A 21,163-nucleotide genomic window follows, 5' to 3' on the forward strand; every position below is an offset into this window, starting at 1 on the left:
CCCACCGGTCACTCTTCAAGTTCTTTTAAAAAATTTCACTTAGTTCTTTTCGGCAGCGGCGTCGTCCTTCAACGTCCCATCCTTGTGGACTGGTGAGACATCCACCTTGTCCAGCGGAATCAGCTTCGTGTGCTTCTTCAGCTTGTAACCGAAGTACAGGACCAAGACCAGTGGCACACTCATGTAAGTGACCAGCACTTGTTCCCAGTTCCCCGTGAAGAGGGACTGTGGGTCTTGCCCGATGATTACGGCGATACACAAGATCAACGCCAGCAGCGGCCCAATTGGGAACCACTTTGCGTGATACTTCAGTTCGGACAACTGGTGTCCTTGCTTGATGAAGGCGCGACGGAACCGGAAGTGTGACAGGGCAATTCCGACCCAGGCGATGAACCCGGTCAACCCACTAGCGGCCACTAACCACATGTAGATCTGTGGGCCGGCAATGCTGCTGACGAAGGTCAACGCTGCCACGATGGTCGTGGCAATCAATGAGAAGTACGGAATCCCGTTCTTACCGGTCCGTTCCAAGAAGTGTGGTGCGTACCCTTCCTTGGCCAGGGAGTACAGCATCCGCGTCGACGCGTACATCCCAGAGTTGGCAGCGGAGATAACGGACGTCAGGATAACGGCGTTCATGACACTGGCGGCAGCGGCCAACCCGGCCCGCCGGAAGACCAGCGTGAAGGGACTGATGGCCACGTCACTCGCGGAAGAACCCAGCAAGTCCTTGCTGGTGTAAGGCAAGATAGCGGCGATAACAAAGATAGCTAAAATGTAGAATAAAATGATTCGCCAGAAGACTTCCTTGATGGCCTTAGGAACACTGTGCGATGGATCTTCCGATTCACCGGCGGTAATCCCGACCAGCTCCGTTCCTTGGAACGAGAACCCGGCGACCACGAACACACTCAGAATGGCTGGGAAGCCACCCACAAAGGGTGCTTGCTTGTAGGTAAAGTTGCTGAGGCCGGGACCCTTGCCGCCCATGATGCCGACGATGGTCAATAACCCGACGGCCAAGAAGACGAAGATGGTGACGACCTTGATCAGTGACATCCAGAATTCGGTCTCCCCGAAAGCCTGGACGGAAAAGGCGTTAATCGTCACAATCAAGAGTAAGGCAATCAGGCTCCAGATCCAACCGGGCACCCCGGGAAGCCAAAACTTCATGACCAAAGCAGCGGTCGAAATGTCGACGGCCACGGTAATGGCCCAGTTAAACCAATAGTTCCAGCCCATCGCGAACCCTAATGCGGGGTCCACGTACTTCGCGGAGTACGCGGCGAATGACCCGGAGATTGGCATGTTGGTGGCCATTTCTCCCAGACTGGTCATCAGGAAGTACACCATCAGCCCCATGCCGATATAAGCGACTAACGCCCCACCAGGCCCGGCCGTCGAAATCGCCGACCCACTGGCGACGAATAACCCGGTTCCAATACATCCCCCTAACGCGATCATTGAAACGTGCCGCGTCTTCAGGCCACGCTTAACGGTATCGTTCGCGGCCTTACTCGTTGTTGCGTTTGTCATGCTCTGTTCCATAAAAAATTCCTCCTTCTGTTGATAGAAGGACCTTCTCGAAACGACTAGGGGTACTAAAAAAGGGCACTCACGCAAATCGCTTTGCGAGAGTGCCCTGGAAGTTTTAGATCCAAGTCAATATCGTTGAAAGCGCCCCGCGACCATATCGGTTGCGACAGTCCCTGATTTATTCAACCAGGCCCCAACCCACTGATTAGGCATCTCTCAGCGAGTTTCGGCAATCGCCCCTTTCACTTTCCCTCATCGGCGGTACCCGCCTTAAGAAAGCTACTCATGTTGATTGCGCCTCTTCTATTCGATACTTCGTAGTATACCCATCCCTTCTGGCCATTGCAAGGGTAAAATCTTGGTTCACTCATGATTTTCTCATAAAATCGGTTCAGCACAACCGTTGGCACGAGCCAAAAACGCCCATTCATCAAGGATTCAGCCCATTATTTAATCATTAATTGGTTCGAATGCTAATTTAATTAAAGGCCGCTGTGAAAGTGCCGTTCCCGCTCACCGCTGACGTCGCCGCCGCCCTCCGTAACGGAAAACTGCGTTACAATAATGATATTGACTGGTTCCGGCCGTGCTGTTCGCGGCCAGTCCCACCACTTATAGGAGGTTATGTCATGCAAATCATCACTGAATCACTGGGGCCCCAGACGCACGCCACCCTACACGGATACTTACGCCGCGATGCGCCCGCGGCGACCTATCCAGCCATCATCATCGTCCCCGGGGGCTCCTACACCCACATTCCGGAGCAGCAGGCCGAAGACTTAGCCCTCGCCTGGTCCGCTCGGGGGTACCAGGCGTTCTTCCTGCGGTACAGCTTCGCGGGCGAGCGGCAACCCCTGCTGCCCGCGCCCGTGATCGAACTCGCCCAGAGCGTCGCCCTATTGCGCCAACACGCGACCGACTGGCAGATCAACCCCGCCCAGCTGATCGTCGCGGGCTTCTCCGTGGGCGGTCACATCGTCGCCCTCTTTAACGACCTATGGGCCGATGCCGCCTTCAACGCGCAGGCCCACACCACACCGGAACAGGTACACCCGACCGCGGTCATCCTGGGCTATCCGGTCATCACGCCCAAGGCCGGCTTCCCGCAGGACGCGGCCACGCTGGCCACTTGGACCGACCACCCCGCCCAGATTGAAGCCGACCAGCGGGTGACCAACCAAAACGCCCCGACGTTCATCTGGGTCACCGCCAACGATCCGCTGGTGCCCGTGCAAAATGCACTGGCCTATGCACAGGCGTCCATCGCCCACCACGTTGACACCGAGCTGCACGTCTTCCATAACGGTCCCCACGGCCTGGCCCTGGCAAATCCCGTCACGGCCTGGAAGCCGGCCAGCGACCAGCCACACGTGGCCCACTGGCTAGACTTAGCGGCTGAATGGCTGACCGAGATCCACGCCTCTTCGAAACGCTAAACGACGCCACTCAATTTAACCATTCAAAAACAGGAAGGAAATTCTCAATCCGAGAACTTCCTCCCTGTTTTGTTTTGTCTCCACAGATATCCGGAGGTTGGTTAAATTTCAGAATGGGTTAGCAACGGCCAGTGTTTCATCACCGGTGCTAAGCGAATGTAAAGGCCTTGTGCCGCTTGGACCCACAGGTAGGCCAATAGAACGGCCCCAATCGTGTCGGTCGGGTAATGGGCGTTTAAGTACACCCGTGAGATCATCAGCAGAATCAGCCAAACGATCAGGATGATCCGAACCAACCAAGCCCGCCATGGCGTGGCGATCATCGGTACTAAGATCAGCCAGATCATGGCGATCAGGAGGAACGTACCGAAGACGTGGCCACTCGGAAAGCTATAGCCGTTGTCGGCTGCCAGGTGCGCCGTGGGCCGCGCGCGCTGCACCACGTTCTTGACGACGGCCGCCAAGACGTCCCCGCCGGCCAGGGTCGCCAGGCACCAGAGCGCGGGAATCTTGAACTTGAAGCCCCACAGCAGAAACGCCAGGATAAAGGTCCACACGATGATGAGCTTGGGCTCCATCAACGTGGTGATTCCCTGGTACATCAGCGTTTTCCACCCCGGTTGATTCTTCTGGATCACGTCCACGATCGACGAATCCAGAAAGGCCACATACGCATTTTGCGCTTTGACGTAGAACGCTAAAATCAAAAAGAGAATCGTGGTGAGACCGAACTTCCAGGGCCGGTCCCGATCCCGATTAAAAAGCATCATGATAGTTGTTTCCTTTCATCTTCTCTATGTCTTTAAAACTCCTCGGAATTGAGTATACCACCCCACCGCCAAATTTCTAAGGGCTCAACCGTTAACAATTTGCTAAATATGGCGGTGATGACGCCAAACCCGTTGCCGTAATCGGTTGACCAGTTCCGATAGTAAGAAACCAAACGCGATGGCCCCGGAGATCATCACGACCTGCAGGAGAAAGCTCAGCGCCAGGTTGTTCTGCCCCAGCGCGAAGTTTTTGATCATCTCGTAGGCCTGACCCCCGGGAACCAGGGGCACCAGGGCCGGGATGTTGAACAGAATCATCGGCATCTTCTTCCAGCGCGCGGCCTGAAGCGAGGCGACCCCGATCAAGACGGCGCCCAGCAGGTTGCCGATCACGTAACCGCCCCCCCACAGGACCGTGAAGCGGTAGACCAGGTATCCCAGGACCCCAATCCAGCCACCCATGTTGAGGGCCCGCCGCGGGATGTTCAGTAAAATGCCAAAGGCAATCGTGGCCACGTAGGTGCCGGCCACTTCAATGATAAATTCCAGTACGGACATCGGCAACGTCCCTCCCTAAAGAAATTGTAGGACCATCGCGATCCCGAAACCAATGGCCGCGGCACTGACCAGGGCCTCGATGCCCCGGGCCGGACCGCTGACCAGGTTGCCCGCCAGAATGTCGCGCACCGAATTGGTGATGGGCACCCCGGGAACCAGGGGCATCACGCTGCCGATGATGATGTCATCAACGTTGTTCCCCAGACCCAGGTGGTGACTGAGCACCGCCAGGACCCCGATGACGGCCGAGGCCGCAAATTCGGATAAGAAGCGGATGCGGATGTACTTGCTAAGGGCGTAGTACACCAGCCAGCCCAACATCCCCACCAGACAGGTAATCCAGAAGTCCGGCAGGTTGTGGCGAAAGACCACCTCGAGGGGGCCGCTGACCAACGCCGCGGCGAGTAGTTGGACCCAGAACGGAAAGTACTTGCTGACCGCGTCCAGGTGGTCGAGCCGGTCGGCGAACTCCTGCAGGGTGATGGCCTGTTCGGCAAACTTCCGGGACAGGTCGTTGACCACGGCGATTTTCTCCAGGTCGAAGGTCCGCCGCTTGACCGGCTGGATCTGCGCCCCCACCTCGCCGTTGATGGCCATTAGGATCCCGGTGATCATCACGAAGAGCTGACTGGTCTGGGCCCCCGCGTTGGTCGCGATACGGGTCATGGTATCCTCGACCCGTTCGATTTCCGACCCGTTCTCAATCATGATGCGCCCGGCGGTTAACGCCGTATGTAAGATGAGCTGGTCGCGCTCCTTTGACGATGGCATAGTTGGCCCCTCCTGTTCATAACATCAGTTACGCGTCGTACTGGTTGAAATTGGTGGTAGCTGGCGATTGCTTCCTGATTAGCGAGTACGCTGCATAACATATTTAATTTATTATACGCCGGGACCGGGCTGGGGAAAATAACGAATCGGTTAAAATCTCCACTTATCCACCCGCCACTGCTCACTCGCCCCATCAAAAAAGGAGCTCGGCCAGGTGCACCGAACTCCCAACCACCCAACCGGTGGCGTTATTTCACAAAAATATAGTGGGCCGCTTTATAACTCACAATCAACTGCGAGTCGTCGGTCAGGTTCTGGACCGTGACCGGACCTTCGAACGGATCATGCTTGAGAATCGTTAATTGGTCCCCAATGTCCAGCTTCAGATCACCCAGATAGGTCAGCAGGTCATGGTTATCGATAAACCGATCGACCGTGACCGTCTCGCCGTCCTTCGCGTCGTTCAAGACCGTGTGGCTATCCTCGTGGTAGTGCCCTTCCCGGTCGGGGATGACCCCACCGTGCGGACAGTGGGTCGGATGCCCCAGCATGTCGTCCAGCGCGTCGATCAGCTTGGGGCTGGTCACGTGTTCCAGGACCTCGGCTTCATCGTGCACGTCGGGGAGCGCGTAGCCAAGCTTTTCAATCAAAAAGTCTTCCCAGATCCGGTGCTTCCGGACCAGGTCTTCGGCCAAGCGAATGCCCTTCTTCGTCAGGGAAATCCCGGCGTAGGGGGTGTGTTCCGCAAGCCCTTCGGCGGCCATCTTATTGACCATTTCGGTCACCGATCCCGCCGCAATGTTTAAACTGATGGCAATCTGCTTGTTCGACACCTTTTTTTGCCGACCACCCAGTTCAAAAATAATCTTTAAATAATCCTCCTTCATCGGAGTCATACTTTGTTCACCTCATCTAAGACCTGTTTGCAACCAACGAGCTGGTAACGAGCTCAATCGTGACGCCAATCATTTTGCTTAAAGAAGAGGGCCTCATCCTTGCCCCGGTGGCACTCCGCCTGAATCGTCACGTGATTCACGTTGTACTTGTGGCACAACAAGGCTTCAATCTGCCGGTAGACCGGTTCCACCTGACTGAGCGGCAAATCATCCATGTTCACGTGGACCGAAAAGACCAGATTGTTCTCATCAATCTGCCAGGCGTGCAGATGGTGCACGCCCTTGATCTTCGGCAACGCACAGATGTCCTGGGCGATCGCGTCATAGTCCAGCTGCGGCGCCCCCTCCATCAAGATGCCGAAGGTCTGCTTCACAATGGGCCACGATTCGAACACGATGTACACTGCCACCAGAATCGTAATCAACGGATCGACCCAGCTGATGTGCCAGAAGGTAATCAGCACGGCCCCGATGATCACCCCAATCGAGGCCAACGCATCACTCAGTAGATGCAGGTACGTTGCCCGAATATTGAGGTTGTGCTTCGAGCCCCGGTTCAACAGAATGGTCGACAGGAGGTTCGCCACAAAGCTCACCACCGCCACGACCAACATGATATCCCCTTTAACCGGTTCCGGATGCAGCAAACGCCGCACCGCCTCGAAGGCCAAGCCAGCCGAAATCAGAATCAAAACGCCGGCATTCAACAACGCCGTCAGAATCTCGACCCGCCGATAACCAAAGGTGTTCTTCCGCGTCTGCCGGCGCGCCCCAATGCGGTGCGCCACGTAACTCAAAATAACGGATAAGGCATCTCCTAAATTATGGAAGGCGTCGGATAATAGTGAAAGGCTCCCCGATAACAGGCCACCCAGTAACTCGAACACGGTAATCACCACGTTCAAGATCGTTACTAATAGAAAGCGGCCCCCTGCCAAACTTTTTTTCTCCATCAATCTCGCCCCCGTTACCAAACATAGGTCTATTATGACAGAGTTTGGCGGGAAAGGAAAGTCAGGTTTAGGCCACCACAACTTTAAGACCCAGAATACCTTAAAAAAGCGACACGCCCGTTCACAGGAGTATCGCTTTTCTTCATTAATATAGTCACTTATTATGCTGGCGTGGTCTGCACCAAGTGCTCCACCTTCACGTGCGCGGTCACCCGTTCGTACGCGTAGTCCTTGACTCCCATCAATTCGGCGCCCATGTCGGACAAGTCAATCTTGCCGGTCTCGGTAAACCCGTTCTTCTTGATGATGTGTTGCATCGCCATGTTGTTCGGGTGGGTATCGATGCGGATACTCTCGATGTTTTCCGCCTGGTCGATCTGGGCGAACAGCCGTTGGAACAGCTCACCGGCTAATCCGCGACCATGATGGTGTGCCGACACGGCGACCCGATGAATCGCCAAGTACGGTGCCTGTTTGGTCAGCCACTGGCCCTCAATCTGCTTGTAGGTTGGGTCAACGCCGGGAATAATCGCCGCCGTCCCCAAGATTTCATGGTTCTCTTCCAGCACGACCGTCCATCCCTGATGAATATCGTCAACTAAGACCGCCGTGTTCGGGTACGTCCCTTGCCACTGGTCAATGGATTGGGCCGCCAGGAGTTCCCGGCCATCCCGAATAATTGCTTCAATTTGTGGTAAATCCGCCATAGTAGCTTGTCGTAACAGCATGTGTCACACCATCCTTCTTGTTTTTGAATTAAACGATTTTGTTATCTTAACACGTTCGATTCAAAAAACAACCCACCCGATTCACTTTTTTTAAGTTAGTGGTCCTCTTAGGCGTTCAAGCCAAGCCCCGCAAGGAATGCGGGCTCTCAGAGATTTCTCATTTTAAACCGTTCTCAGCATTTTAGCGTCAAAAAGAGCCCCCACCGAAGAACCTTCTAAACTTCGGTAGGGGCCTATAGGAGCGGTCCGGGGCGAGTTGAAAATCGCGTATTCACTAAATTTTCAAAAACACGTCGTTTCAGTTACGATCGCTTACGCCAGCCTGTGACTGGCGTAGTCCAAGCGCAAGTATACGCGCTACTACTATGGTTATTCGCCTAATTTCACAACACGTCAAACAACATGATTGACTGTCAATCCAGCCAGAAGATCGATTGACACCGAAGGTCTTGACTGCCCCGGAGCAAAATCCTCCTACAAGTTTAGACTACCATTCTCGTTGCCGATAAACAACGAAAAGGCCCTTTACTCTGCGGGCCCCAGCCGAAAATGCCATTGGTCGGCGCGGCGGTACGCAATCAGGTGCTGACTGGGATCGGGATCAAAGACGCCCAGGTCGATGGTCGCCTCGTGCTGGTCATCATCCACGGTGATGGCGTTGAAGCGTTCCTCAAAAAACGAGCGCAGGGCCTCCGCATAGACGCCCCGCTTCCGCGCCCGGGCCACGGCACTGACCAGCGTGTACCCCTCATCCAGGAGCATCTTGATCTGCTTGACCTGCAGGGCCGTCTTATAGGTAAACTTCCGGTTGCCTCCGTCCGCCAACTCCGACGTTTGGATGTACCCCTTCCGTTCCCAATACCGTAACTGGCTCTGGGAGACCCCGGTCACCCGGGCCACGTCCCCGATGCCCAGAACCATCTCGTCTAGAGGCATTTTCTTCATAAACTTGGCAAAATTTTCCTTTAACACGTATCTGACCTCCTCATTCACCAAAAACCCGGGATTTCCCCAATGAAAGCGTTTGTGAATTTTGTAAAATTATTTTATCTGTGTGTTCACTTTTCTCTAAACAGTATATATTTTCTAAAACGGATGTCAAGCTAGTTGACAAAGGACCCAAATCTGCGTATATTGATTCCAGAAATAATTTTTAGAATAAAAGAGGGAATTAGAATTGGGACAAGCAATTGATACCAACGGGAAATCCTATAATCGGAGTTTACTCGTTGTACTACTCTTAATCGGATCGTTCTGTACGGTCCTGAACCAAACCATCTTGTCGACCGCCTTTCCAACCTTAATGAAGGCGTTCGATGTGTCCACGTCAACCGTTCAATGGTTGACGACCGGCTTCCTGCTGGTCAACGGGATCATGATTCCCATTAGTGCCTGGCTGATCAACACGATCAGTTCCAAGTGGCTCTACATCGGGGCCATGTCCATCTTCTTGGCCGGTACCATCATCTGCTGGACGGCCCTGAACTTCCCGATGCTGTTAATCGGACGGTTGATCCAGGCCGTCGGTGTCGGGGTCTCCATGCCGTTACTGCAGACCATGATGCTGACCATCTTCCCCGCGAACAAACGGGGAACCGCCATGGGGTTAGCCGGGATCGTCATCGGCCTGGCCCCCGCCATTGGCCCGACCCTGTCCGGGTGGGTCATCGACAACTGGACCTGGCGGGACCTCTTCGGGATGATCATCCCAATCGTCGCCGTCGTGATCATCGCCAGCTTCTGGATCATGCGTAGCGTGCTGGAAACCGAAAAGTCACCATTGGATATCTGGTCCGTCCTGTTATCCACGGTCGGCTTCGGGAGCATGCTCTACGGCTTCTCCTCCGTCGGTGACGACGGCTGGGGCAGCGCCAAGGTCCTGACCACCTTAATCGTGGGGGCCATCTTCGTGGGCCTGTTCATCTGGCGTCAGCTGGTCATGGACGATCCATTCCTGAACTTCCGCGTTTACAAGTCCAAGGAGTTCACCGTGGCCGCCATCCTAAGTTCCGTGGTCATGATGGCCATGGTCGGGGTCGAAATGGTCATCCCGCTGTACCTGCAAATGGTCAAGGGCATGTCCGCTTTCCACTCCGGGTTAACCCTGTTAGCCGGCGCGCTGATGATGGGGGTCATGAGTCCGATTACCGGGCGGGCCTTCGACCGGTTCGGGGCTAAGCGGCTTTCCTTAATCGGGATGTTCCTCTTAACCGTTGGTACCCTGCCATTTGCCTGGATCACCAAGGATTCGGCCACCACGTACATCGTCATCCTGTACGCCATCCGGATGTTCGGGATCGCCATGGTCATGATGCCAGCGACGACGGCCGGGATGAACGCCCTGCCGATGAACCTGATCAGTCACGGGACCGCCGTCAACAACACCCAACGGCAAGTCGCCAGTTCGGTGGGAACGGCCATCATGGTCAGTGTCCTGACTAACGTGACCAAGAACGGGATGCCCGCTAAGCACATGTTGACCACGAACCCGTTGAGCTACGCCGACAAGGCCATCAACGCCACGTTATCGGGGTACCATGCCGCCTTCTGGATTGCCATTGGTTTCAGTGTCGTTGCGTTGATCGTGGCCATGTTCTTAAAGGGCAGCAACCACTCCACCCACGTCACTGACAGTCAATCCGCTACTCAAGGAGGTGCCGCAGAATGATTATTATCACGTTAATCCTGGCGGTCGTCCTCGCCTTCGTCTTCTACGTTTACCTGCACAACCGGGTCCTCAGCAACGTCTTGACCCTCCTGATGATCGTCGTCATGGGCATCAGCGGGGTGCTGATCGTTAAAAACGACCACGACCACTACGGGTTGCACAACGTTCGGACCACGACCACCCAAACCATCTACTCCGCTTCCCCGTCGAAGCAGTTACCCATGATGATCTACCAATCCATCGGAACGGCCGATCAACACCGGGTCTACGTTTACAAGACCAGCGCCAACGCCAAGAAGACGCAGCACACGGCGGCCAAGGTCACCACGACCAACACGGTCAAACGCACGACGGGTAAGAACCGTATCGTGACCACCAAGACCTACCGCGAATACCAGAACGGCGCTTACAAGTTCTGGTTCGGGTTGGCCGGCAACGGGCACCAATACGTGAAGGAACACAACACGATTTACCTGAACAAAAACTGGACGGTCCTGAGTACTCAACAGGCTAAGCAGCTGCAGAAGCTGGCAAGCTCCAAGACCTACCAGGCCAAGCAAAAGGCCGCTGCTAAAGCCTACATCCAAAAGCAGGTCATGGCGGCCATGACCAAGGACCCGACCATGAGTACGGCCCAACGCCAAAAGCTGATCAAGCAGGCCACCGCTGAGTACCAAGCCCAAGCGATGCAACAACTGATCAAGCAAGTCAAGCAAGCCAAGTAGAATAGAAGTTACCTAAACAGGGCCACCGGAGTTGAATCTTCCGGTGGCCCTGTTTGTTTGTCTAAAAAAATAGCGGAGGCCCCGGGCCTGCCGCTATCTCATCATCATCTTCAACTTTAGGCTAAACCTGCGTCATCTTAGCCTGTGCTTGGCGACAACGCGGCATTAAGCCGGATAAGTCACTCAAAGACGTTCCGTTGTCCTGAAAGCACTGAATCATGTCGATCCAGTACAGATCGGACTCATCGAATTCCGTGGTGGAGTGCCCGGCACCCAGTAAGCCGTTCTTGACGTATTCCTCCACACGTTGTTGGTCCACATGCGCTGACTGCGCCATTTCAGTTAAGTTCATCTTCATCGTCACTACCCCACTTTCTTCACTGCTTTTTTCTCAATGAGAGTATCATACAACCGCCATTTCAAAAAAGCAACCCTTTCTGAACGAGAGTTTTGACCATTATTTAATCGACCAATTGAATTGCCCCTTTACCCGGTTTTCGGCAAAGCGTACACTGGAAATTAATCATTTTTTCAGGAAGGAGTTCCCATTATGACCCCAGAATTAACCTTTCGGACCGGCCTCAAGGACGTGCTGCCCACGGTCTTCGGCTACATCGGCGTCGGGCTGGCCTTCGGCATCGTCGCCCACACCAGTCACCTCAGCCTGCTCATGGTCGCCGGCCTGTCGTTCGTGGTGTACGCCGGCTCCGCGCAGTTCATCATCACCAGTATGTTGCTGGCCGGCAACCCGCTTTCCGCCATCTTCTTTTCGACCTTTCTGGTCAACTCCCGGATGATCCTGATGAGCACCAGCCTGGCCCAATACTTCCGCCACGAGTCGCTGGGCAAGAACCTGCTGCTGGGAGCGTTGGTGACCGACGAGACCTTCGCGCTGGCCATGAATAAACAAAACGTCACCGGGGGCCGTCTCAGCTTTGCCTGGCAGAACGCCGCCAACCTGGTGGCCTACCTGGTCTGGGGCGTTTCGACCGTGGTCGGGGCCATCCTGGGCGGACTCATCGCCAATCCCGAGCAGTTCGGTTTCGACTTCGCCCTGACCGCCATGTTCATCGGCCTGGTCTACCTGCAACTGATCAGCGATAAGCACCTGGGCCTGACGCTACAGCTCCTGGTCATGGGCTTCGTGGCCCTACTCTATTATCTCACGTTACGGGTGCTCGACGCCAACTTAGCGCTCCTGGTCGCCACCATTGGCGGGTGTCTCTTCGGAATGGAGGTCAAGAAATGTCATTTACACTAACCGATCTGTGGGTCATTCTGGGCTGTGGGGCCGTCACCCTGCTCTCCCGGGTCTTCCCCTTCGCCCTGCTGAAGAAGTTTCAGCTGCCCGCGGGGGTCATCGACTTTCTGACCTTCGTGCCTATCGCCATCATGACCGCCCTGTGCTGCCAGAGCCTCCTGGTGGTGCACCCCGGCCACTGGGCGACCCTGAACCTGGCAAACTGCCTCGCGGCCATCCCCGCCACCTTAGCGGGCATCCTGACCAAAAGCCTGTTGGCCGTGGTGGTCGTCGGAATCATGGCCATGGCCCTGATTCGCTACTTCCAATGGGGGTAACTAACGTTCTGCTGGTTGAGTCTAATCAGTGGAAACTGGCGATTGCTTCCGCTCAGCTGGGCCGTGACGACCGTGGGCACGACTTCGAGCCACGGAAAATCACCGTGTCTTGAAGCTCGGCCTTGTGGTAAGCCAGCTGAGGGACGCTGACTAACCACAATTTCACGGTCTGGGCCCATCTGAGCTCCAGCAATCTTGACGCTGGTGGGTCTTCACCATCTACCCTTAACACCACCGCTACAAGTGACGTCTACGTGACCCCATCCAAAAGAAGCCTGACCAGACGTTTTCGCGTCCGGCCAGGCTTCTTTTGGGAGACAACTTAATGAATCAATTCCAATATCAAACTAAGCAAAGATTGTCCCAATCGTTTGTCTTGCCAACGGGCGGCGGATTATCATCCGTAAAATTCATCACCGTTGCCAGTTCTTCTTGTTTGTGATGGCCGTCATCCACTTGAGCGAAACAGAGGCGACTTGATGGTCGTGGTGAAATTGATGTTGGTCGGGGTTCTTTCCCGGCCTACATCAAGGCCGAGCTTCGGAGACTCGGGCTTTGAGGCTTCGAAGTCGTGCCCACCTCGACCATCTTGCTCGCCGGCGTGGCGCGCGGGTACCGACTATGCTGAAGAACGGCATGGGACACCTTGTTTCACTAATCGGCTTGATCCACCAAGCGCCAATCGCCTTCGTCGGCGCGGGAGATGTCGTTGAGGAACTTCAAGACCCGCTTCGCCCGGTTAGGCTGCTGGTCGTTCAACAGGTTCAGGCCGGCGCCGGTGATCATCGGCGCGCTCAACCGAAAGTCGGCCCCCGACTGGTCGCCCGTGGCGAAGGCCACGACGGTCTCGCCGGACTCAATCTGGGTCGTCAAAAAGAACATCGTAAACGCGTCATCGGCCGTCATGTAGGCGGGCATCGCCCAGATATCCGGGGCAATCTCCTGCATTTCGCCGTCCAGGAACTTGAATTCCTTGTGGTTGGCCTGCGTGACCGGTTGCTTGAGTACCAACATCATGTTGGCGAAGGCGGCATCGCCAAGTTGTAACTGATCCTTCATTGGTTAAAAATCCTCCTCAAAATACCTGATTGCTAGCCATTATACCGCGCCCGCAATCAAAAAGACACCAGCGAATCAACGCCGGTGCCCCCTAATCGTTGTTATTTGGTTGCCGAGACCGGTTGCCCGATCTCGAGTTGCATGTGGTCGTAAACGTGATCACCAATCATCTGGGTCCCGGTTACCTGGTACCCCATCCGATCGTACAACCGAAACGCCCCCGGGTTCTCCCGGTCAACGTTCAGGCCGATCACCGATTGCCGGTCACGCCGGGCATACAGCGGCAATGCTTGCAGCAATTGCCGCCCAATCCCGTGACCCTGATAGTTCGGGTCCACCGCAAGTGAATCGAGGTACCACTCGCCCGCGCTGGTCTCGGATTCCGCTTCGTACGGCTCATCAAAGGCCGCACTCTGCGCCGTCAGGTCTGCCATCACATCATCCACAATGTCTTCACGTTCCCCGGGATAGCCGAACGCTACCCCGACGACTTGGCCATTGGCCTCGGCCACCACCGTGGTTGCCGCCCCCGATAAATAAGTCGGGTTGCGGTATGCCGCCGTGATGACCTTCAGTAAGTCGGGCCCCGGAACATCCTCCAGGTCGGTCAACGCCATTTCATCGTAGATCAAGTTCATCAGTGGCGCTATCTGAGGGGCGTCCACCGGTCGAGCTTCTCGAATTATCACAAAAAATCCTCCATTTCTCTAGTTACATCACTAGATTAACGGAGGATGACTGAATTGTCAACGGATATGCCAAGCCGCGCTTAGTGCGCTAATCTACCGGCTGCTCGGTGACCAAAGACCAGGCCGACCAGAAACAGGGTACTAGCTGTTACCCAAGTACGCATCGTGGAACTCCCTTCATGTTACGGTGTCGGCGGCGTCTTCTGCTGGGCTGCACGCAGTTCGGCCAATTCGTGCCGAATCTCACCGAGGATCTCCAACTGGAAACGCTCAATTTCCATGGTATGGGGCACCTGGTTCTGCGCCAGGTGGTCCACCTTCGCGTGCAACAACCGCAGCTCATGTTCGGCCTTCAGGTTCACGTGGTAGTCGTTTTCGGCCATCATGCGGTCCCGGTCCGCCGAACGGTTCTGGCTCATCATGATGATGGGCGCCTGAATCGCCGCGACACAACTAAGTACTAAATTTAACAGAATGTAGGGGTAGTTGTCAAAGTTGACCCCGAATAGGTGCAGGCCGTTCACCAACATCCACCCTAAGAGAACGACCATGAAGATGAAAATAAAGCCCCAGGAACCCCCGAAGCGCGCCACGTCGTCCGAGACCTTCTGCCCAAACGTGAGGCTGTTGGTCAGGACCTCGTTGACGTCGATGATATCGTAATCGTCGCTTTGCAACGCCCGGGTCAATTTATGGTTGATTTTCTTAGTCTGCTTGAGGTCGGCATTGATCATCGCGTCGACCCGGTCTAGGCGGTACTTCAATAGATGGTGACCGCAGATGTAGTCGGTCGCCTGGGCCTGCGGGTAGTCCTGCTTGATGCGGTTCCGCAGGCTCGGGTCCAATTCGCTCAACTGCAGGCTCACCTCAAGCGAAATCGGCGCCCCGTCGACCAGGCACGTGAGTGGTTTTTCTTCAGACATCCTGATTGCCTCCTTGTTCCGTTGTCAGCGTGGTCACCAGCGCCTGCCAGTCCACGGGGACCGGACTGGTGAACTGCCGGTGCTCGTGGGTAAAGGGGTCCTCGAAGGCCAAGCTAGCCGCGTGTAACGCCTGCCGGTGCATCTCCCCTACGACCGGCCCCTGATACAGGGCGTCGCCGATCAGGGGGTGGCCCAGCCAGGCAAAGTGGGCGCGGATCTGGTGCGTGCGCCCCGTATGCAGCTGGACCCGGACCACCGTGGCGTTGGCAAACCGTTTTTCGACCCAGTACTCGGTCCGGGCGGGCTTACCACCCGGTGAGACCATCTGGTTATATCCCGCGGGGTCCGGCGCCAACGGTTGGTCGATCAGCCCGTGGTCCTGGGCCAACTGGCCGCTGACCACCGCCAGGTACCGTTTTTCGACCTGATGGGCCGCCTGTAGCTGACTGGCCAGGCTATTGGCCAGCCGGTGCCGGGCCACCCAGACCAGACCGCTGGTAAAGCGGTCGAGCCGGGTCACGATGTGGGGCACCTGATTCTCGGCGTGTTCGTCGATCAAATACCCCTTGATGCGGTTGACCAGCGTATCCGTCCGGTTCGCCGGGCCGGGCACCACGTTCAGGCCGGCGGGTTTGTTGATCACCAGCCAGTCCCGGTTGGTGAAGAGCACCTCGATGGGACCGTGACTAACGGCCACCGCCGGATCCGCCGTCTCGGGAGGCAGGGTCACACTGACCCGGTCCCCCACGTGGAGCGCCACGGCGGAGGTCTCGACGTGGCCGTTGACCCGAATCGTTCCCTGGTGTTTCAGGTCACTAAAGACCCGGTGGCTGACGCCCTGTTGCCCTAAAAACTTCTTTAAACTGGTTACCGGTGCGGTCACCGCCCAAGTTAACTCCATCTTGTTGCTTCCTTTCCGTTGCCCCCAGGGGGCGTTGTTCGTTTCCTTTGAAACGCGCTGTCTGCTTTTCGTTTGCGGGTGCGCCCCTCGCCAATCACGGGTCGGGACCCGGCGCACGGGCAAAACGAATTCCTCTACATTTTAACATATCGTTAAAACTGAATGGCCTATTTCCCACTTTCCCACCAAAACTGGTTATAATGGAAGAAATAAAGGGGGAGTTAGGATGTTAGCAAAGAACATGATGACGGGGACACTCATCGCGGTGATTGGTCTGTTCTTCTTGGGGTTCGTGATTGCCAAGTTACTGCCCAAAACCAAGCCGGACCACGATGGCCACGTCTTGGCCTGGATCTACCTGGCCGTCAGCGTCGGAATCATCTGCATGGGCGGCTGGATTTTCGTCTCATAATCGACCGTTCAAGGACGCGACCGTTAGTGGTTGCGTCCTTTTTTGATTGGTCCTTTTTGTGGCCATTTTCAAACCAGCCGTTGAAAAGCGCTCCACGCCGGCGAGCAAGCCGGCCGAGGTGGGCACGACTCCGAAGCCTAGAAGTGCACTAGTCTCCGGAGATCGGCCTTGATGTAAGCCGGCTGAGAAACGCCCGCTAACATCAATTTCACCACGGCCAGCAAGTCGCCTCTGTTTCGCTGACATCCTGCATCTCTCATCATCAACCAAACCAGCTGGCAACCGTTGTCGTTCCAGCACCCCAACAATCTCACTGAGCCATTAAATTCCGTCACATGAACGCCCACATTCTCAGTTAACTTAGGACAGATAGGCAAGATGGCAAGTGGTCGCATCCATAACCAGCCTCGTCACTCTCAGCCGAGAGGGAGGTCAGAATTGAGCTCAGTGGCCTCGTTTCTGTTATCCGGGTGACTTTTCCCGGATTACAGAAAGACCGAACTTTGAGATCTTCGCGGGTCGCAGCGAGGAGCTCAAAGTCGTGTCGGCCACGTTCCAGCCCAATTCTGGCCGACCGGTAGGCGCATCCCCTTGCTCGCCGGCGTGAAGCGCCCATTAACGGCCGTTGTCGCTTAATGAGCGTGCTTTTATGGCTCTAATAGACACAAAAATGGTGACTCCCCACTCACAGACGGGGAGTCACCATTTAATTAATTCAGCTTTATTACTTGATGAAGGCCTTGTTCATGTGCATCATCGTGGCGAAATCTTCCATTTGTTCTTCCGTTAAGGAGAAGGACAACATGGTGTGGTGGCCACCACCCGCTTGCATCCAAGCTAAGGCCCCGTTCTTCAAACCAACCTTTGGCGTCCAGAGTTGCTTAGCAACTGGCAGCTTAGGCGTTTCGGCTTCTGGCTTGTGCGCGTCAACGGCGTAGCTGATCATCTTGAAGTTGTCGCGGAAGTCGGAAACCGTGACGTCGATGGCGTCGCCTTCAGAACCGGTGAAGACCAACCGAGCTGGGTCGGCCTTGCCACCGATGTCCAATGGGTGCACTTCAACCCGTGGCTTGTCGCTGGCAATCGATGGGTCAACTTCCAACATGTGGGAGCCCAGGATGGCTTCGTGGCCCTTCCGCAGGTCCAACGTGTAGTCTTCCATGAAGGCCGTTTGCTTGTTGTGGGACATGATCTTCATGACCCGACCCAAGGCAGCGGTCTTCCAGTCACCTTCGGCACCGAAGCCGTAACCGTCACGAATCAAGAGTTGGGCGGCTAAACCAGGTAATTGTTCCATGCCGTAGAGGTCTTCGAAGTTGGTGGTGAAGGCCGTGTAACCGCCCTTTTCCAAGAACCGCTTGATCCCTAAGTATTGTTGTAATTGAACCCGGACGGAATGGGTGTACTTGTCGGCGTCGTTGTCGCCTTGAACCATTTCGTAACGGGATTCCAAGTCAGCGTATTCCTTGTCAACGTCGGCAGAGTCCACCGCGTTGATTTCCTTGACCAGGTCACCGATTCCGTAGTAGTCGACCGTCCAGCCCATTTGGATCTGTGCTTGGACCTTGTCGCCTTCCGTAACGGCCACGTTCCGCATGGTGTCACCGAAGCGCGCAACCTTGACCTTGAAGCTTTCGTTGTACGCAACCGCAACGTCTTCCCAACGTGCGATTTCTTCTTGCACGTCGTCATCGCCCCAGTAGCCGTAAACGATCTTGTTGTTCTTCTGTAACCGGGCGTTGATGTAGGCGTACTCACGGTCACCGTGCGCACTTTGGTTCAGGTTCATGTAATCAAAGTCGATGTCGGCGTACGGGATGTTGTTTAAGTATTGGGTTGCCAAGTGCAACAATGGCTTTTGCAGTAATTCCGTCCCGCGGATCCAGTTCTTGGCTGGGGAGAAGGTGTGCATCCAGGTGATGACCCCGGCAACCTTATCGTTGTAGTTGACTTCCTTCATGAACTTGGTGATGCCATCGGCCGTGGTCATGACGTCCTTGAAGACCACCTTGTAAGGTAGCTTGCCGCTAGCGTTTAACTTGTCGGCGATGTCTTGGGCGTCCTTGGCAACGGACTTTAATTGTTCTTCACCATATAAATGTTGACTCCCGGTAACAAACCAAAATTCGTAATCTGGTACTGATAACATAATCGAAACACTCCTTTTAATGTCGGTAATCTAATTAATCGTCTTCGCGCACCGCGTGGTCTTGCGACTTGGCGTTGTTTTGGCCGTAGTAGGCGTTGGCCCCGTGCTTCCGGTAATAGTGCTTATCCAGCAGGTATTGCGGTAACTCGGAGTTGGCCCGGGTCAGCTGCAGCGTGTGGTAATCCTCGCCGGCAACGACTTCCAGGACCTTGGCGTTGTAAACGGCCTTGGCCGGAGTAGGCCCCCAGGCAAATGGTCCGTGTTGGCTGACCAAAGCGGCCGGGGTGGCTTCGTAATCCAACCCGCGTTCCTGGAAGGTCTTCACGATGGTCTTCCCCGTGTTGCCTTCGTAGTCCTCTTCGATCTCTTCCTTCGTCAAGGCATCCGCAGCGGGCACATCCGTGAAGAAGGTGTCGGCGTGCGTGGTGTTCATGGCCGGAATGTCCATCTTGGCAGCGGCGAACGCCACGGCCCATGGTGAGTGGGTGTGCACGATGCCCCCGATGTTCGGAAAGGCGTTGTACAGCACGGTGTGGGTCGGCGTGTCACTGGACGGGTTCATGTTGCCCTCGACAACCTCGCCCTTCAGGTTCACGACCACCATGTCGCTGGGCTTCAGGTCGTTGTAATCGACCCCGGAAGGCTTGATGACGAAGAGCCCCTTGTCCCGGTCGATCCCGGAGACGTTCCCCCAGGTGAAGGTCACGAGGTCTAACTTGGGTAATTCCATGTTGGCATCGTAAACCTCTGCCTTTAATTTATCTAACATGTTCAAAAATCTCCTTTATTGATTAATCCGCTAACCGGTCCACGGCTTGACCTTCGATGGCCAGGCCCTGTTTGTAGTTGGCGATAAAGGCGTTTGAGCCCTTGACGCCGGCTGGATTTGGCTCCAGCGTCGTGCTCTCTGGATCGGCAAAAACTCGTTGATCCAGGAAGTCTTCCAACGTTTCGTTGGCGTTCTTGTTCAGCACGTAGAAGCCCAGAACGGCCATCCCCCACGGGCCACCCTCGCTGGCGGTACTCATGACGGTGATCGGCGTGTTCAACGAGTCGGCCAAGACCTGTTGCCCGACCTTAGGCGTCCGGAACAGGCCCCCCTGTGCGATCAGGGAATCCAAGTGGATGTGTTCCTCGTTGGCCAGGATGTCCATCCCAATCTTCAACGGGGCAAAGGCCGCGTAGAGCTGCGTCTTCACGAAGTTGGCCAGGTTGAAGTGACTGTTGGGCGTCCGGACGAATAATGGCCGGCCCGCCGTCATCTTGGTGATGTTTTCCCCGGACAGGTAGCTGTAGTTCAGCAGGCCCCCGGCGTCCGCATCGCCTTCCGTCGACTTATTGAACAAAGCCCCGTAGAGTTCGTCGGGCTTCAGGTCAACGCCGATCGTTTGCGCAAATTCCTTAAAGAGGTTGACCCACGCGTTGATATCGGACGAGCAGTTGTTGGTGTGGACCATGGCGACGGGTAACCCCGTCGGCGTGGTGACCAGGTCGATATCCCGGTGCACGGTCTTCATGGGTTGGTCCAAGACTACCATGGAGAAGGCCGAGGTCCCGGCGGAGATGTTCCCGGTCCGTTCGCGCACCGCGTTGGTGCCGACCATCCCGGTCCCGGCATCCCCTTCTGGCGGCGCCATAACGCTGCCAGCGGTCAGGTTGCCGTGCGGGTCCAAGAGCTTGGCCCCGTCCGTGGTCAGGTGTCCGGCTGGTTCGCCGGCCACTAAGACCTTCGGCAAGATGTCCTCGATGTTCCAGAGGTATTGCCGCACGGACTTGAGTCCCCGGAACTGGTCCAAGAAGTCCTGGTTGTAGGTCTTCGTGGCGCTGTCGATAGGGAAGATTCCGGACGCATCCCCGATACCGACGACCTTTTCACCGGACAGTTGCCAGTGAACGTAGCCGGCCAGCGTGGTCAGGAAGCTGACGTCCTTGACGTGATCTTCCTGGTTCAGGATGGCCTGGTACAAGTGCGCGATGCTCCAGCGTTGCGGAATGTTGAAGTCGAACAACTTGGTCAGGTCGTCAGCGGCCTGTTCCGTGATGTTGTTCCGCCAAGTTCTAAAGGGAACCAACAATTGGTCGTCCTTGTTGAAGGCCATGTAGCCGTGCATCATGGCACTGACTCCCACAGCCCCGATCTTGGTCAACGTGACGCCATATTTCGTTTGAACTTCGGCAGCCATGTCCTGGTAACTCGCTTGGATGCCGGCCCAGACCTTTTCCAATGAATAGGTCCAAACGCCGTCCTTCAGTTCGTTTTCCCAAACATAGCTTCCCGCAGCGATGGTTTTAAAATCAGGTGTTACCAAAACGGCCTTGATTCGCGTGGATCCTAACTCGATCCCCAGCGAGATGTTACCGCTTTCAACATCCTGAGCAATTTTTTCGGTGCTCATCTGCGTACCCTCCAT

22 protein-coding genes and 1 riboswitch are annotated in these 21,163 nt (G+C 55.6%); of the genes, 6 read left to right on the forward strand and 16 right to left on the reverse strand.

What is annotated here, in order from left to right:
- Positions 1 to 39: 39 nt before the first annotated feature.
- The gene (locus FD37_RS09675; RefSeq protein ID WP_082605170.1) at positions 40 to 1,548 is read right to left on the reverse strand and encodes an amino acid permease; all 1,509 of its coding nucleotides are present in this window, start codon (positions 1,546 to 1,548) and stop codon (positions 40 to 42) included.
- Positions 1,549 to 1,667: 119 nt separating this feature from the next.
- Positions 1,668 to 1,847, reverse strand: a riboswitch (Lysine riboswitch).
- Positions 1,848 to 2,165: 318 nt separating this feature from the next.
- Between FD37_RS09675 and FD37_RS09680 the strand changes: the two genes are divergently transcribed.
- Positions 2,166 to 2,972, forward strand: coding sequence for a lp_1002 family arylesterase (locus tag FD37_RS09680; protein WP_056964995.1), 807 nt, complete (start codon positions 2,166 to 2,168; stop codon positions 2,970 to 2,972).
- Positions 2,973 to 3,073: 101 nt separating this feature from the next.
- Here FD37_RS09680 and FD37_RS09685 read toward each other — a convergent pair whose 3' ends face one another.
- The 7 genes from FD37_RS09685 to FD37_RS09715 form a co-directional block, all read right to left on the reverse strand.
- Positions 3,074 to 3,742, reverse strand: a complete 669-nt coding sequence (locus FD37_RS09685) for a phosphatase PAP2 family protein (RefSeq protein ID WP_056964997.1) — start codon at positions 3,740 to 3,742, stop codon at positions 3,074 to 3,076.
- Between the two features lie 102 nt (positions 3,743 to 3,844).
- Positions 3,845 to 4,300 (reverse strand): threonine/serine exporter family protein, encoded by a 456-nt coding sequence (locus tag FD37_RS09690; RefSeq protein ID WP_045808198.1) that lies wholly within the window; start codon positions 4,298 to 4,300, stop codon positions 3,845 to 3,847.
- A gap of 15 nt (positions 4,301 to 4,315) precedes the next feature.
- Positions 4,316 to 5,071 carry a threonine/serine exporter family protein gene (locus tag FD37_RS09695; RefSeq protein WP_045808197.1) on the reverse strand — a complete coding sequence of 252 codons (756 nt, stop codon included), beginning with the start codon at positions 5,069 to 5,071 and terminating at the stop codon, positions 4,316 to 4,318.
- A 248-nt stretch (positions 5,072 to 5,319) separates the two neighbouring features.
- Positions 5,320 to 5,967, reverse strand: coding sequence for a metal-dependent transcriptional regulator (locus FD37_RS09700; protein WP_056964999.1), 648 nt, complete (start codon positions 5,965 to 5,967; stop codon positions 5,320 to 5,322).
- A 53-nt stretch (positions 5,968 to 6,020) separates the two neighbouring features.
- Complete coding sequence (locus tag FD37_RS09705) at positions 6,021 to 6,920, reverse strand: cation diffusion facilitator family transporter (protein ID WP_045808195.1); 900 nt, start codon at positions 6,918 to 6,920, stop codon at positions 6,021 to 6,023.
- Between the two features lie 161 nt (positions 6,921 to 7,081).
- A complete protein-coding gene (locus tag FD37_RS09710; protein ID WP_056965001.1) occupies positions 7,082 to 7,648 on the reverse strand; it encodes a GNAT family N-acetyltransferase in 567 nt (188 codons plus the stop codon).
- A 525-nt stretch (positions 7,649 to 8,173) separates the two neighbouring features.
- On the reverse strand, positions 8,174 to 8,620 hold the full coding sequence (locus FD37_RS09715) for a MerR family transcriptional regulator (protein ID WP_225436337.1): 447 nt from the start codon (positions 8,618 to 8,620) through the stop codon (positions 8,174 to 8,176).
- 205 nt (positions 8,621 to 8,825) lie between these two features.
- On the opposite strand from FD37_RS09715, the gene FD37_RS09720 reads away from it, so the two are divergent.
- Positions 8,826 to 10,316: an MDR family MFS transporter gene (locus tag FD37_RS09720; protein WP_056965004.1), complete on the forward strand. Its 1,491-nt coding sequence runs from the start codon at positions 8,826 to 8,828 to the stop codon at positions 10,314 to 10,316.
- A complete protein-coding gene (locus tag FD37_RS09725; protein ID WP_056965006.1) occupies positions 10,313 to 11,041 on the forward strand; it encodes a DUF4811 domain-containing protein in 729 nt (242 codons plus the stop codon). The genes FD37_RS09720 and FD37_RS09725 overlap by 4 nt, the downstream gene beginning before the upstream one ends.
- A gap of 121 nt (positions 11,042 to 11,162) precedes the next feature.
- On the opposite strand, the gene FD37_RS09730 is transcribed toward FD37_RS09725, so the two are convergent.
- Positions 11,163 to 11,399 carry a MerR family transcriptional regulator gene (locus tag FD37_RS09730; RefSeq protein ID WP_045808354.1) on the reverse strand — a complete coding sequence of 79 codons (237 nt, stop codon included), beginning with the start codon at positions 11,397 to 11,399 and terminating at the stop codon, positions 11,163 to 11,165.
- Positions 11,400 to 11,591: 192 nt separating this feature from the next.
- Between FD37_RS09730 and FD37_RS09735 the strand changes: the two genes are divergently transcribed.
- A complete protein-coding gene (locus FD37_RS09735) occupies positions 11,592 to 12,302 on the forward strand; it encodes an AzlC family ABC transporter permease (protein ID WP_056965008.1) in 711 nt (236 codons plus the stop codon).
- On the forward strand, positions 12,287 to 12,619 hold the full coding sequence (locus tag FD37_RS09740; RefSeq protein WP_045808190.1) for an AzlD domain-containing protein: 333 nt from the start codon (positions 12,287 to 12,289) through the stop codon (positions 12,617 to 12,619). Before FD37_RS09735 ends, FD37_RS09740 begins: the two co-directional genes overlap by 16 nt.
- A 654-nt stretch (positions 12,620 to 13,273) precedes the next feature.
- On the opposite strand, the gene FD37_RS09745 is transcribed toward FD37_RS09740, so the two are convergent.
- The 4 genes from FD37_RS09745 to FD37_RS09760 form a co-directional block, all read right to left on the reverse strand.
- Complete coding sequence (locus FD37_RS09745) at positions 13,274 to 13,678, reverse strand: hypothetical protein (protein ID WP_045808189.1); 405 nt, start codon at positions 13,676 to 13,678, stop codon at positions 13,274 to 13,276.
- A 101-nt stretch (positions 13,679 to 13,779) separates the two neighbouring features.
- On the reverse strand, positions 13,780 to 14,316 hold the full coding sequence (locus tag FD37_RS09750; protein WP_045808188.1) for a GNAT family N-acetyltransferase: 537 nt from the start codon (positions 14,314 to 14,316) through the stop codon (positions 13,780 to 13,782).
- A 233-nt stretch (positions 14,317 to 14,549) separates the two neighbouring features.
- Positions 14,550 to 15,290, reverse strand: a complete 741-nt coding sequence (locus FD37_RS09755; RefSeq protein WP_045808187.1) for a DUF1003 domain-containing protein — start codon at positions 15,288 to 15,290, stop codon at positions 14,550 to 14,552.
- The gene (locus FD37_RS09760; RefSeq protein WP_056965010.1) at positions 15,283 to 16,191 is read right to left on the reverse strand and encodes an RluA family pseudouridine synthase; all 909 of its coding nucleotides are present in this window, start codon (positions 16,189 to 16,191) and stop codon (positions 15,283 to 15,285) included. The genes FD37_RS09755 and FD37_RS09760 overlap by 8 nt, the downstream gene beginning before the upstream one ends.
- A gap of 226 nt (positions 16,192 to 16,417) precedes the next feature.
- Between FD37_RS09760 and FD37_RS09765 the strand changes: the two genes are divergently transcribed.
- Positions 16,418 to 16,603 (forward strand): hypothetical protein, encoded by a 186-nt coding sequence (locus tag FD37_RS09765; RefSeq protein ID WP_045808185.1) that lies wholly within the window; start codon positions 16,418 to 16,420, stop codon positions 16,601 to 16,603.
- A 724-nt stretch (positions 16,604 to 17,327) separates the two neighbouring features.
- On the opposite strand, the gene araA is transcribed toward FD37_RS09765, so the two are convergent.
- The 3 genes from araA to FD37_RS09785 are packed head-to-tail and all read right to left on the reverse strand — an operon-like array spanning position 17,328 to position 21,148.
- Positions 17,328 to 18,752: an L-arabinose isomerase gene (gene araA / locus FD37_RS09775; protein ID WP_056965014.1), complete on the reverse strand. Its 1,425-nt coding sequence runs from the start codon at positions 18,750 to 18,752 to the stop codon at positions 17,328 to 17,330.
- A 34-nt stretch (positions 18,753 to 18,786) separates the two neighbouring features.
- The gene (locus FD37_RS09780) at positions 18,787 to 19,521 is read right to left on the reverse strand and encodes an L-ribulose-5-phosphate 4-epimerase (protein ID WP_056965016.1); all 735 of its coding nucleotides are present in this window, start codon (positions 19,519 to 19,521) and stop codon (positions 18,787 to 18,789) included.
- A 22-nt stretch (positions 19,522 to 19,543) separates the two neighbouring features.
- Complete coding sequence (locus tag FD37_RS09785; RefSeq protein WP_056965018.1) at positions 19,544 to 21,148, reverse strand: xylulokinase; 1,605 nt, start codon at positions 21,146 to 21,148, stop codon at positions 19,544 to 19,546.
- Between the last annotated feature and the right edge of the window lie 15 nt (positions 21,149 to 21,163).

This window comes from Levilactobacillus spicheri DSM 15429, assembly GCF_001435095.1.
In the GTDB taxonomy this organism is placed as follows: Bacteria; Bacillota; Bacilli; order Lactobacillales; family Lactobacillaceae; genus Levilactobacillus; species Levilactobacillus spicheri.